This is a genomic window from Endozoicomonas sp. ALD040, from assembly GCF_049275945.1.
Classification (GTDB): Bacteria; Pseudomonadota; Gammaproteobacteria; order Pseudomonadales; family Endozoicomonadaceae; genus Endozoicomonas_A.
In genome coordinates this window covers 1,593,192-1,606,162 of record NZ_CP184829.1, presented here as the reverse complement: position 1 = coordinate 1,606,162, position 12,971 = coordinate 1,593,192, and the positions used below count along the sequence as shown (strand labels likewise).

Below are 12,971 nucleotides of genomic sequence, written 5' to 3'. Positions count from 1 at the left end.
TGGTAGAAGGTAACGACTACTGCGAAGCGTAGACAGGGTGATAACAGGCCGTAACGTCTGCTAAGGGATAATTAGCCCCGAAATTGAACGTGGTTGAAGTAGCTGACCTTCTTTCTCAATGGGGAAAGCGGAAGTCGGGAGCTCCGCTAATGACAAGGCATCCCGACTGCTTCCGGGGTTCGTACCCACGGCATGTTATCGAATGATTTTACGTGAACAAGGGAGATCCTGAACGTTCAGGCGGAGCCTGTAGGGTCCGACGAGCCTGTAAAGCAAGAACGACTTGATGACGTTCAGGAAGTCAGACCAGCTGATAGTACTCCGAGGCGGGGAGAGCCCGTCACATGGGGAAGCGGCTGGCGGTATTTGAGCCTTTCCAGGGAAACATGGGCTCCACATCTGAGGGAGTTACGGTCTTTTACGCAGTGAGAAGGTAAACCAGCCATGGCAACGGGACTGGAGAGGGTAGCAGCGAAAGCCCGGAGTTATCCGAAACTTCGCTTTACAAGTCTGGCACATCATATTACCCCGGCGAGCCTGTGTATGAATCTGAACAAGATTCCACACAACACATCGCCCGGAGTCGATGGGCTGACTGTCGAAGAGACAAAGAAAGACTTTAAGCGGTGGTTGGAACAGACACTGACGTCTATCCATCGGCAAGGCTACAAGGCACCGCCGGTCAAAAGGGCATGGATACCCAAGCCGGGAAAAAAGGAAAAGCGCCCTCTGGGTGTTCCCTGCATCAATGACCGGGCTTTGCAGCGAAGTGTTGCTGATGTGCTGAATGCTATTTATGAGCAGGACTTTTTGCCCTGTTCCATGGGTGGCAGGCCACGACTGGGAGCGCACCATGCCCTGTCCACTTTTAACGAGGTGGTTTCAGGCCGAAAGGTCAGCTGGGTGCTGGAAGCGGACTTGAAGAACTTCTTTGGGAGTCTTGACCATGGATGGCTGCTTCGTTTTGTGGAACACCGGGTCGGTGATCCCAGAATCCTGAACCTTATACGGCGCTGGTTGAAAGCCGGGGTGATGGAGGCCGGGGAGTTGCAAGAGTGTGAAGAAGGTACGCCTCAGGGTGGGCCGATCAGCGTAGTTCTGAGCAACCTGTACCTGCATTATGTACTTGACCTCTGGTTCGAGTGCATGGTCAAGCCTCGGCTAAAAGGCGAGGCATGGCTGATCAGGTACATTGATGACTTTGTGGTGTGTTTTCAGTATCGCAGTGATGCGGAGCGGTTCATGAATGTGCTGCCACAGCGACTGGAGAAGTTTGCGTTGAAACTGGAGCGGGATAAAACCCGGTTAGTCAGGTTCGGACGTTTTGCCAGTCGTGGGGGAAGACGACCGGAAACGGTTTACTTCCTTGGCTTTACGCACTACTGCACAAGGAATCTGAAAGGAAACTTCATGGTGGGAAGGAGAACGGAAAAATCCCGCCTAAGACGCAGCATAGCCAAACTGAAGGAACTGCTGAGACGAATACGCCATGAACCGCTGCACGAACAAGTGACAGCGATCAATCGACGGTTGAGAGGGCATTATGCGTATTACGGTCTGGGAGGAAACTTCCGAAGTATGGAGAAGCTTTACCGGTTTGTTGACCGCTACTGGTACAAGATGCTGTGTAGCCGATGCCGGAAAGGCAAGATTCCATGGGAAAAGTACCATAACCTCAAGCAGCTTCTGCCGCTACAGAAACCGAGGATAATGCTGCCTTTTATGGCAATGAAATCCATGGCTGTGCTGTGAGTCAAATATCGAAGAGCCCGGTGCGGGAAATCCGCACGCCGGGATCTGAGGGGGTTGGAGCTACAATTGGTAGCTCCTTCTACCCGGTGAATAGCGAGCTATTTGACGAACAAAAGCGGATTTACAGACCAATTTGCTGCCGCCGCACGACTGCATGGATGCAGGAGCTAGAGCAACGCAGGAGCAGTTGCCGTGTAGGGCAGTCTATTCTCGGTCTAACGGGATGGTCCGCCCCTCCTAAACGGCTTCAAATGAGCCAAAATGGAGTTAACCATTTAAACAGGATTAACCGGAGCGAACCACCCATGACTATTTCAGCACTTGGTATCGATATTGGCAAGAACAACTTTCACCTAGCATTGAAGGCAGCCGTTGGTGATGCGACGTATTTTAAATCTGGTCGACACCTTGCCGCATGGTTGGGATTAGTTCCAAGACAGCATTCCACAGGCGGTAAGTCAGTCCTGCTGGGCATCAGTAAACGGGGTGATAAATACCTGCGCACATTATTGATACACGGCGCACGTTCGGTACTCCACTGCCTCAAAAATAAGGATGACCGCTGTAAAAAATGGGTTAGCCAACTTAATGAGCGCAGCAATCACAACGTTGCCGCCGTTGGTCTGGCTAATAAAATGGCTCGGATTGTCTGGGTCATCATGACCCGAAATGAAGTTTACAAGGCTGCATAATGAGGTAAAGGCGGCAGCGGCAAAGTAAAGCATAAGCTTAATCAAAGGGGAACCCCCCCGCAGATTGCGATGAGCATGTACAGTTGATGGCAAACAGGTAAAAACCGGCAACCTGAAACCTGATAGGAGTCTTGGCCCTTGAGGCCGTCGGACTGATAAGGCCAGGTTGCGCGGATACCCATCAGGGCCAGAGGGTTAGACCTCATGAATAGGCCGTATATATGATTGCAGTTATCTTTGTTTGCTAATTAACAAAACAGGCTCTTGCAAAACGGGGCGGACCATATAGGCTCCTAGGAAGTTTCATCGAGAATAACAAAACTGAGGAGGGTAACGGGAAGAGCGATTAGCATCACAATGTGTATAACCGGATTAATCAGCATTAACAGTCCGGCTGCGATCCAGATGTTTTTGACAATCTTTTTCTTGGCTCGATAAGAGCCAGTCAAGGTTCGACGATAAAAGTGACGGTTATCGGGCAGCTGATCCTGCATCCAGTCTGGCTGCCATGTGATTTTCAGCATCATGCTGATCAGGGTTATAAAATACCGCATAAACATTCCTTTGAAATATGCGCAGTTATTTAATAAAAATGCAGTCTGGTGATTTTTTCCAGACACTGTTTTGAGTCTAATGTTTTTTGCCTAACCTCCAACGCTGGTCTATAAAAAACACGGCATTGGTCCTTTTTCAAAGTCCGTGGAGATATAAGTACCTAACCGGAGCTGTATTAGGCGAGGCGATGAGCAAGCAGAAAACACTAATAAATCCCTTATCGGGCTTTTTTAAGCAATCCATTAATTCTTTCTTACAGATATTTCTTCTTTTGATACCCTGCGGCTTGAAAGTGCAAGCGGCTGAAAATAATGAAATGAACTACGAGCTTCGGGCTCATCAGGGGCATTTGCAATGGTTAGAGCCGACAGACATTCTATTGGCTGTTGACACAGACCTTAAAAACTTGCAGATCAGGGATGAGGGCTCGCATGGGAAAGAAGAACTCGTTTCAGTCACTGCAGACACTTCTTTGCCTTATGACAGTTTTAACAAGGAGACAGATTGGGTCGATCAAATTTGGGGTCGTCCTTCCAGAGATCATCTCTACCTGGGCATGTGGACCTTTCATCTTGAGGGTGGTGATGATCAGGAAAGCAACAATAAGCTGATCGCTTTCTCCTATAAAGGCTATTACGGCGCAACTCTCATTAATACCCACTGTGACAGAGTCTGGTCTGGAGGTGTGCAGCGAACTCTGTACCAACAAAAATATGGAGCCTTTGATATAGAGGCAGGGTATCGCGCAGGGATTGTCTATGGATATAAGGAATATCTAAGCCGTGTCTTCCCTCTGGTTCAGGCCGTACTCGACATCGACTATAAGGGGTTTGGTGTTGAGTTATCCTATGCGGCGGTGGTTTTCTCTGCGGGTTTTTATTACCGTTTCTAATGCCCTGAACGTTTGCCACCCTTATCAAAAAATACCACAAATTGGAGATGTCGTTTTTTTGTAGTTAAAAATTCAAACGTTAGTTTAAAACATTCCTTTTAGCCCCTGTTCCTCTGGGGTAAAATGACCGGACACTGATTAAAAACATTAAAATTTCAGGAGTGTCCCCCATGGCAGACTATCAGGCACCTCTCCGTGATATGCGCTTTGTAATGTACGAAGTGTTCAACACCGACAAGCGATGGAGTCAGTGGCCTGCTACCCAGGAAGTGGTTGATCGTGAAACGGCTGATGCTTTCCTGGAAGAAGGTGCCAAACTGGCTGCGAGAACAGTGGCTCCTCTCAACCGGGAAGGTGATGAGGAAGGTTGCCACTGGAGTGAAGAAGGCGTTACCACTCCGAAAGGCTATAAAGAAGCCTATCGGTTGTTTTCAGAAGCTGGTTTGACAGGCATCGCCGGCAATCCCGAGTATGGTGGTATCGGGATGCCAAAAGCACTGAGTGCACAATTTGATGAAATGTTCAGCAGTGCCAGCCTGGCCTTTATCCTCTACCCGAGCCTGACATCCGGTTCTGCGCTGGCGATTGATGCCCACGCCAGCGAAGAGCTTAAGTCCCTTTATCTTCCCAGACTCTATTCCGGCGAATGGACGGGAGCTATGTGCCTGACTGAGTCACACAGTGGAACAGACCTGGGTATAATCAGAACCCGGGCGGAAGATAATGGTGACGGTTCCTACAACATTACCGGCACCAAGATTTTCATTACTGCCGGTGAGCATGATCTGACAGAAAACATCATTTATCTGGTTCTGGCCAAATTGCCCGATGCACCTGCCGGACCCAAAGGTATTTCCATGTTCCTGGTACCCAAGGTAAATGTGAATGAAGATGGGACTCTGGCAGATAGAAACCAGGTTCACTGTGGTTCTCTGGAGCACAAAATGGGGATCAAGGGTTCAGCCACCTGTGTCATGAACTTTGATGGCGCCAAAGGTTACCTGGTGGGAGATCTTAACAAGGGTCTTAACGCTATGTTCACCATGATGAACTATGAGCGACTCTTTGTGGGTATTCAGGGACTGGGCACCAGTGAAATGTCTTATCAGTCAGCCCTCGAATATGCTCTGGACAGAGTTCAGGGCCGGGCAGCTACCGGTCCGCAACAGCCCGAAAAGGCTGCCGATCCGATCATTGTGCATGGCGATGTTCGAAGAATGCTGCTTAACATGAAAGCCCTTAACGAGGGTGGGCGAGCTTTTTCAACCTATGTAGCGAATCTGCTGGATACCGCCAAGTTCAGTGCCGATGAAACAGAAAGAAACCAGGCTTCAGATCAGGTGGGCCTGTTGACCCCCGTTGTGAAAGCGTTCCTGACCGATATGGGCCTTGAAAGCTGTGTTTCCGGTCAGCAGGTATTTGGTGGTCATGGTTACATCCGTGAGTGGGGCCAGGAGCAACTGGTCAGGGATGTTCGTATTGCCCAGATTTATGAAGGTACCAATGGCATTCAGGCACTGGATCTGCTGGGTCGCAAGATCGCTATGAATGGTGGTGCCTCATTCAAACAATTTGCCGCTAATATCAGGAGCTTTATTGCTGAGGGACAAAGCGATGAGTTCACTGCTCCTCTGGAAACAGCTCTGGTCAAACTTGAGACCCTGACAGATGATCTGCTGAGTCAGGCTGCCAATGATCCGAATGTGATTAACTCCAGCTGTAATGATTATCTGCATGCATTCTCGTACGTTGCTTACGCCTGGATGTGGGCGATGATGGCAAGAGAAGCTCAAGTCAAGTTGTCAGCAGGCACTCAGGAAGATGATTTTTATCGGGCAAAGATTATTACTGCCCGATACTTTTACCAGCGTTTATTGCCCAGAATGGAAGGTTTACTTGTTTCTGCGGCTTCTGGAACAGAAGCGCTTTATGAATTGTCGGCTGAGCAATTTTGATAGCGAATAATTCCCTTATTTAACCAATAAATAAAGCCTTTCTTCACTCGGGTGTTGAAAGGCTTTTTCATATTAATTCAAGTTTGTAAATCAATTGAAAGACCCATAACGCTATTCTTTATTTCAGCTGATTTTGCATTCTTGGGTAATTGTCTATGATTAAAGTACTGGGCCATTAATCTACATGGAATGTAGATGCAGGGACGCAAAATAATGAGCAGGATGCTCACACGGAGTCAGCCCGGAATTCATTAACCTCGCATGCGAGGTTTTTTTCTTTGGTGCGCCGAGTATGGCGCGTAGCGCCAACTGGCAGTCGATTCCGGAAAAATTGACTATGGCTCAGAGTGATTTAAGTGCCTCAGTGGTTTTAATCAAAGCCTCTTCGAGTTCAGGGATTAAGTGAATGGCATCGGATAGCTTATTATCTTTACCCATTTTTTCGATTTCCAGTGCAATACCAGCCAACAAGGATGCACCAAAGTTATTACTACTGGATTTTAAGGTGTGAGCCGCTCGAATCATAATCTGTAAGTCTGCTTCTTTTGAAGCATTTTGAATGTCTTTCAACAGTGATGGGGCGTCTTCAAGATAGCTTTCAACAAGGGTGTCAAATTCCTCTTCCATGATGTCTTTCAGGGTATTCAGGGTGGCCATATCCAGAATCGGGTCTTGATCTTCTGTTTCAAGGCTGTCTTCTGGCTCAAGGCTATCTTCTCGCTCAAGGCTGTCTTCTGTTTCTATCTTTTTGGAAACAGGTTTAATATCTGATTCGAAATCATTGTCATCAAGATCATTAATCAGCCATTGGCTCAGTTTCTCTTTGAGGGTATCGGTCTTAATGGGCTTGCTCAGATAATCGTCCATGCCGGATGCCAGACATTTCTCTCTGTCTCCCTGCATAGCATTGGCCGTCATGGCAATAATGGGAGTGCGTGGCAGGTTATGAAGACTTTCTCGCTTTCTTATCAGACCGGTGGCTTCATAGCCGCTCATTTCCGGCATCTGGCAGTCCATGAGTATCAGATCATATGCCTGATTATGGCTCATACTGACTGCTTCATTGCCATCTGCTGCAATGTCAGTTTGATTTAATCCAATTTTTTTAAGCATACTGACAGCGACTTTCTGGTTAACCTGGTTGTCCTCAACCAGAAGAATTCGGATGTGATGACTGAAGGCATTATCCTCGACAGTCACTTCTGTGTAGTCTTCCGGAGCATGACTGATATTTTCAGGCTCGAGTGTCTGAGAGTCAGATACATTCAGATCCAGAACAAATGAGAACGTGGAGCCCAGGTTCAAGGCACTGGATACTTCGACGTCACTGCCCATCAGCTCCAATAACTGTCTGGATATAGTGAGCCCCAGACCTGTTCCACCAAACTTGCGGGTGGTGCTTCCGTCAGCCTGGGTAAAGGCTGAGAACAGATTGGTCAGTACATCGGGTGCGATACCAATACCGGTGTCTTTTACTGAAAATTCCACTTTGACCCGGTTTTCCCTGGCTTCCAACATATTCAGTCGGACAATCACCTCACCTTCTTCAGTAAACTTGACAGCATTACCCACAAGATTGGTGAGTACCTGTCTCAGTCGTACCGGATCTCCCTGCAAAATAGCAGGTAGATCTACATCGGTATAACAGCTTAAATCCAGACCTTTTTCTCTGGCTTCTCCTGCCAGAAGGGCACAGATATCCTCAGCGATCTCTGCAGGGTTCATGTTAATGGATTCAATATCCATCTTTCCTGCTTCAATTTTGGAAAAGTCGAGGATGTTGTTAATGATCAGCAGCAACACATCTGCGGAGTTATAGGCAGTCTCCAGAAAGTCCTGCTGTGCTGGATTAAGGTGTGTATCTTTTAACAACTCCAGCATACCCAGAACGCCATTCATAGGCGTGCGGATTTCATGACTCATATTGGCGAGAAAAGCGCTTTTAGCCTTGGCTGCTTCAAGGGCTGCTTCCTTGGCTTCATGCAGTTCAGAAATATTATCTTTAAGTTCACGGTTGGCACTGTGTAACTCTCTGGTTCTTTCGGCAACAGAAGCTTCGAGATTTTCGCGATGTTGTTGCAGTCTCTTGTCCCGTTCTTTTATCTGCATCAGCATTTCGTTGAAGCAGTCGTACAGCTGACCAATCTCATCGTTATCAAATTTTTGAACCTGATGATCATACTGCTCGTTTTTGGTCATCTGGGAGATGGTGTTGGCTAGCTCAGTAATGGGTTTAGCCAGTAATCTCTGCAGTTTTGAGGCAAGCATCGAGGTCAGAATGATAGAGATCAGGGCGGCTAACAAGGCTAAAAAAAGATTTTCAGTCAGTTCTATATACAGAGGTGACAGATCACCCTGAATGTAGATAGCGCCAATCAATTGTTGATCGAGAACAATGGGGCGGTACAAGTGCAGACGGGTACTGGTGAAAAGAGTAACCGGACGTTCAGGCTCTTTTATTGAGAAGGCCCAGGGACTTTGATTGGAACGATGATAGGCAGCAATCTCTTCACCGTCAGCATTTAAAAGAAAAGCGGACTGAACATGGGGAGCGCTGCCAAAACCGTTTAACAGTTTTTTGGCAGAGTTTTCATCCTTAAAAACCAGAGCGGCATGAGCATTGGAACCTACCACTTCTGCCAGAGTTTCTATATGGTCAACCAGAGAGGCCCGGGACTTGATCAGATCGCTGATACTTTGAATGGACAAAGTTACCAGAAGAACCGCATACGCCGTGATGAGCATGGCATAACGCAGTTTTCGCTTGATAGGCAGATTTCTGAACGTCACCATGACTGATTGTTTGACTGAAAAAGGTTTTCATCCCGAATGGGATGAAAACGAGTGATTAATTTTTTTCGTTTGGCTTTTTTACTCAATGACTTTGGCCAGACTTTTTAGTTGAGAGCTGATCTTCAGACCCGATTTATCCACAGAGGATTTGTTGATGGTGAAGTTGATCTTCTTTCCCTTCCGAGCCAAACCAATTAATCCACCCTGCTCGGCAAATGAACGACCGTCACTGATGGTTAGAATAGGCTTGCCATTAAGACTACGGGTCATTTTTGAAGAGGAAGCCTGGTCAATGCTGTGGATATACAGAATATCGCACAGCTTATCCACAGGCGCATTCAAATCTTTTCGGGTAACAGAAAGGCGTCTGCCCATACTGTTTTTGCGGTTGATTTTGACCAACTCACTATTAATCGAACCTTCTCCAATAATACAGAGAGTGAGGCTTTGTTTTTTCTTTGGCCAGCTTACGAATTTGGTGATTTTATAAACAATGGCTGTTTTGACCCTGTCTTCTGGTGTGCCAGCTTTGACTGCAGTGCTAAAGAACATCCCCGACAAACTGGCCGTTATCAACAGCAGTCTTATGTTTGATTTGATCATGTTGATTGGCATCGGCATGAAGTTATCCTCCTTCATCCGATTAAAATTGCCAGCGAATCTGGGCGTACCATGATTCCCGGGTTTCTGTTGGTGCCATACCACTTAGTGGTTCGTAGAACTCCCGGTGGTGATTCCTGAAGAGATTCTGTCCCACAATTGAGAACTCAAGACCATCCCCAAACTTTTTCGCGACTCGCATATCCAGCGATGTGTTGGCGCCGATATTGGCATTCTTCAAGTTGTCCATGTAGCGGACCCAGAAATCAAAATACCACTGATTAGGCAGGTTCATCGTGGATCGAATGTTTGCTGTGTGGGAGGCGCTCAGATCTTCGACAATTACTTCATTGACTCTCAGGATGCTGGTTCTTTCCTTATTTGGCCATGCATCGACCTGGAGCCAGCTGTAATTAAACTGAAGTTTCCACCAGTCTTTTGCCTGCCAGTCCGCTACAACTTCCATTCCGTAGGTTCTTACATCAAGTCCATTGATGAGAGTGGCCGGGATTTCGAAGAAGCCGAGGGAAGGATCAGTGTTGGAGCACAGGTTTTGCAGTGAAAGGAGTGGAAAGGTAGAGCTACCGTTGGGGCACTGATTAATATCAACATAGGCAATGATATCTTCGTACTGATTGTAAAACGCAGTAATATCGAGACGAAAGCTATTACTAAATTGTTCACGGTAACCTACTTCCAGAGCGGTCAGTTTTTCTGACTTCAGGTCTGGATTACCTTTGATCGGAATCACGTATTTAACAGGACTGGTATCATCAATCGTAATACCGTCAGTCTGTAATGCGGTCTCACTGATGGAGGGGGTTTTTACCGCCTGAGACAGAGCCGTCCAGAAAGTCCTGTTTTCAGTGGGCTTCCAGGTTAACCGAGCGTTAGGCTGAACCTCATAGCCTGTGAAACTGTTGTGCTCGAAACGTGAGCTGAGGGTGAAGGTCCACTGGTCATTGAGCGTGATGTCATCCTGGATAAAGGCACTGAATAACTCTGTTTTTTTCGAGTCTTTGCCTTCAAGCAGAAACATATAGGGGGTGTTTTCTACCTCGTACCAGGTGGTTCTGTAGCCGAGTCCCCAGACCAGATCGTGCTTGCCCCAGAACTGATAGTAGTGCTGAAACTCAAAATCAACCGTGTCACGTTTTTCAGCAATCCGGTAATCAAAGTTCTGGTAGTTATCGTAGATCGCTCTGAAGGAGAAATCATGAGTTTCACTCAGAGTTCTTTTCCAATAAGCGCCCAGATTTCCACCACGTTGATCCCGACTGAGCCCCTCAACAATAAATCCGTTAGTCAGTTGAGGGAAGAGTGCCTGAGATTGGTCTAACAGGCGCAAGGGAGGTCGGGTGGTTCCCTCGTAAAGGTCTCCCTGAACTGTCATCTCTGAGTCAGAGGTTGTTTTCCACTCTGATTTGAAACCGGCTCTGCGCATATTCCAGTCATCAGAGGTATCTTTACCTTCAGCATCAACCTGACCATCTCGTTCGAAGGCTTTCGCATAAACACGGTAGAAACCGGTTTCCCCAAACTCGCCACCATGACGATAGGCTCCGAAGGTCTTTTCCTGAGTGCCTGCGCCGGCTGAAATCAGGTTCCCCTGGGTGTCTGCTGCTTTCTTGGTAATGACGTTAATGACACCGTTGACGGCATTGGCTCCCCAGAGAGCTGCACCGGGTCCCCGGATAACCTCGATCCGGTCGATGTCTTCCATCATAGTGTCCTGAACATCCCAGTTCACTCCAGAAAACAGCGGCGAGTAAACGGTTCTGCCATCAATCAGAACCAGCAGTTTGTTGGCGAAGATGTAGTTAAATCCGCGGGTACTGATTGACCAGGTATTGGCGTTCAGTTTTGCCACCTGCATGCCCGGCACCATTCTCAGGGCTTCTGGAATGGAAGTGACGCCGCTGCGACGAAGGTCTTCATTGGTGATGACATAGATAGCGGCAGCGGAATCCATCAGACGCTGCTTTTTTCGGGATACCGACGTGACATCTGGAATCTCCATGGAAATCAGCTCTTCAAGGCTGAGTTCAAAAAGATCCTCGTCTTCCTGTGATTCGGCGATAGCCTGACTGCCTGCGAAAATACATGAGGCCAGCAGTGTGGGTAGAAATTTAGTGTTCAAGGTTCCGCTCCGTGGATTTAAATCCCAACACTGCTGAAGTTGAAGATTCAAAAAAAAGGTCTTCTTTAAACCCTAGCTGACCTGTAGAAATTTGAATTGGAAAAGCCGGATTCTACACATTGGGCAGACAAAGGTGCTTTCTAAGGGATAAAGGGTACAGGCCCGACAGGGCCTGCAATTGGCCATTTATTCGTCTCTGGCATCCAGTACAGCAGCACCGGCATTCAGGATACCTGCGCCACAACGACGGGTATTACAGGTGCCACCAGAAAAAGGACGAGCATTGAGTTTAATGATTTCTTCCACTCTGGCCGGTGTGATACTGGGGTTGACTGAGTAGATGAGCGCTGCGACTCCGGCAACATGGGGGGTGGCCATGCTGGTACCCTGATAATACTCGTAATTATCCCGGGTAGCCGAAGTGGCACCCGCATTGGCTGTAGAAAGGATACCGTTTCCGTAATAGCGAGTCTCTCCACCAGGTGCTGAAATATCCACATGACTGCCAAAGTTTGAATACCAGCTGCGGTTGCCGCTGCGATTAATAGCACCCACTGTAATCACATTTTGACAGTTGGCTGGCGTGACATAAGCGGCGTTGGTGTTTTCATTACCCGCTGCGACAACGACGGTCACCCCGGCATTGACCACTTCATTGATGGCATTTTGATAACTGCGGGGGCAGCCGTAGGAATAACCACCCAGACTCATATTAAGGACTTTTACCGGGTTGTTATTACGAGTCATGCCGTAAACATCCAGTCCGGCTGCCCAGCGCATGGCATCAATAATATCTGAGGTGTAACCGCCGCATCGGCCCAGGGCGCGCAGAGGCATGATTTTGGCATTCCAGGCAACACCCGCCACGCCAGTGCTGTTGTTTGATTCTGCCGCAATGGTGCCGGAGACGTGGGTTCCATGCCAGCTGCTCTCGGTGGGAGACGATGGCACCGGTTCTCCATTGGCATAGCCACAGGCTCCGGCTGAAGTGACAGCATCGCCTGAATCAGTGGCATTAGTGTCACGGCCGCCACCGTCATTGGCCATCCACGCCTGTGATATGAAATCATGGCCTGACACTACATTGCCATCCAGGTCCTTGTGATAGACGATGCCAGTATCTATAACGCCCACAACAACATTCGCACCTGTTGTCGTATTCCAGGCGGCGGGCAGATTAATGCCTGCTGTGGATTCAAAATAATGCCATTGCTCGTTGTAGCGTGAATCATTGGGCACGCGCATGATTTGCATAATGTAGTCTGGTTCAGCGAAGGCAATCTGAGGATCGTCTTCCAGACCCTCTGCCAGTGCCTGGACCTCATTAATGTTCAGGCTGCTGCCAATCTCAAGAATGTCTTTCTGCTTACCCGCAGCAACACCAAAGGAGCCATAACTGACTCCCTGCTTGATGAATGCCATGGCATTGCCTTCGGTGGGTTTGGGGTGATATTTAACAATGATTCGGTCGGTAACCTGACGGGGAGCTGTCGCGTTTTCTATTTCCTGGCTCGAGGCCATCAGGGGAGTGAATCCGAGAAAAGTCAGTATTAAAGCAATCCTTGCTTTCATGGCGAGATATCCTTACCTCT

At 48.0% G+C, this 12,971-nt stretch carries 8 protein-coding genes and 1 pseudogene; 4 read left to right on the top strand and 5 right to left on the bottom strand.

Features of this window, described 5'->3' with window-relative positions:
• Window positions 1-444 precede the first annotated feature (444 nt).
• Both ltrA and ACOJUN_RS05040 read left to right on the top strand, forming a co-directional pair.
• Window positions 445-1,752 (top strand): group II intron reverse transcriptase/maturase, encoded by a 1,308-nt coding sequence (ltrA, locus tag ACOJUN_RS05045; protein ID WP_422132384.1) that lies wholly within the window; start codon window positions 445-447, stop codon window positions 1,750-1,752.
• Between the two features lie 356 nt (window positions 1,753-2,108).
• Window positions 2,109-2,444 (top strand): annotated as a pseudogene (locus ACOJUN_RS05040) (transposase); the annotation flags it as partial.
• 293 nt (window positions 2,445-2,737) lie between these two features.
• On the opposite strand, the gene ACOJUN_RS05035 reads toward ACOJUN_RS05040, so the two are convergent.
• Window positions 2,738-2,998, bottom strand: coding sequence for a hypothetical protein (locus ACOJUN_RS05035; protein WP_422135575.1), 261 nt, complete (start codon window positions 2,996-2,998; stop codon window positions 2,738-2,740).
• 317 nt (window positions 2,999-3,315) lie between these two features.
• On the opposite strand from ACOJUN_RS05035, the gene ACOJUN_RS05030 reads away from it, so the two are divergent.
• Both ACOJUN_RS05030 and ACOJUN_RS05025 read left to right on the top strand, forming a co-directional pair.
• Window positions 3,316-3,891, top strand: coding sequence for a hypothetical protein (locus ACOJUN_RS05030; protein WP_422135574.1), 576 nt, complete (start codon window positions 3,316-3,318; stop codon window positions 3,889-3,891).
• Between the two features lie 170 nt (window positions 3,892-4,061).
• A complete protein-coding gene (locus ACOJUN_RS05025) occupies window positions 4,062-5,846 on the top strand; it encodes an acyl-CoA dehydrogenase C-terminal domain-containing protein (protein WP_422135573.1) in 1,785 nt (594 codons plus the stop codon).
• Window positions 5,847-6,188: 342 nt separating this feature from the next.
• Here the strand turns inward: ACOJUN_RS05025 and ACOJUN_RS05020 are convergent, their stop codons facing one another.
• The 4 genes from ACOJUN_RS05020 to ACOJUN_RS05005 form a co-directional block, all read right to left on the bottom strand.
• On the bottom strand, window positions 6,189-8,639 hold the full coding sequence (locus tag ACOJUN_RS05020; RefSeq protein ID WP_422135572.1) for an ATP-binding protein: 2,451 nt from the start codon (window positions 8,637-8,639) through the stop codon (window positions 6,189-6,191).
• A 78-nt stretch (window positions 8,640-8,717) separates the two neighbouring features.
• Window positions 8,718-9,260 (bottom strand): YfiR family protein, encoded by a 543-nt coding sequence (locus ACOJUN_RS05015; RefSeq protein WP_422135571.1) that lies wholly within the window; start codon window positions 9,258-9,260, stop codon window positions 8,718-8,720.
• A gap of 22 nt (window positions 9,261-9,282) precedes the next feature.
• A complete protein-coding gene (locus ACOJUN_RS05010) occupies window positions 9,283-11,379 on the bottom strand; it encodes a TonB-dependent receptor plug domain-containing protein (protein WP_422135570.1) in 2,097 nt (698 codons plus the stop codon).
• A 186-nt stretch (window positions 11,380-11,565) separates the two neighbouring features.
• Entirely contained in the window at window positions 11,566-12,951 is a 1,386-nt protein-coding gene (locus ACOJUN_RS05005; RefSeq protein WP_422135569.1) for a S8 family peptidase, read from the bottom strand.
• Window positions 12,952-12,971 lie beyond the last annotated feature (20 nt).

Bases quoted from the DNA above. Each gene is read 5' to 3' on its own strand.
- ltrA (WP_422132384.1), top strand. From the start codon at position 445: ATGGCAACGGGACTGGAGAGGGTAGCAGCGAAAGCCCGGAGTTATCCG.
- ACOJUN_RS05035 (WP_422135575.1), bottom strand. From the start codon at position 2,998: ATGCGGTATTTTATAACCCTGATCAGCATGATGCTGAAAATCACATGG.
- ACOJUN_RS05030 (WP_422135574.1), top strand. From the start codon at position 3,316: ATGAACTACGAGCTTCGGGCTCATCAGGGGCATTTGCAATGGTTAGAG.
- ACOJUN_RS05025 (WP_422135573.1), top strand. From the start codon at position 4,062: ATGGCAGACTATCAGGCACCTCTCCGTGATATGCGCTTTGTAATGTAC.
- ACOJUN_RS05020 (WP_422135572.1), bottom strand. From the start codon at position 8,639: ATGGTGACGTTCAGAAATCTGCCTATCAAGCGAAAACTGCGTTATGCC.
- ACOJUN_RS05015 (WP_422135571.1), bottom strand. From the start codon at position 9,260: ATGCCGATGCCAATCAACATGATCAAATCAAACATAAGACTGCTGTTG.
- ACOJUN_RS05005 (WP_422135569.1), bottom strand. From the start codon at position 12,951: ATGAAAGCAAGGATTGCTTTAATACTGACTTTTCTCGGATTCACTCCC.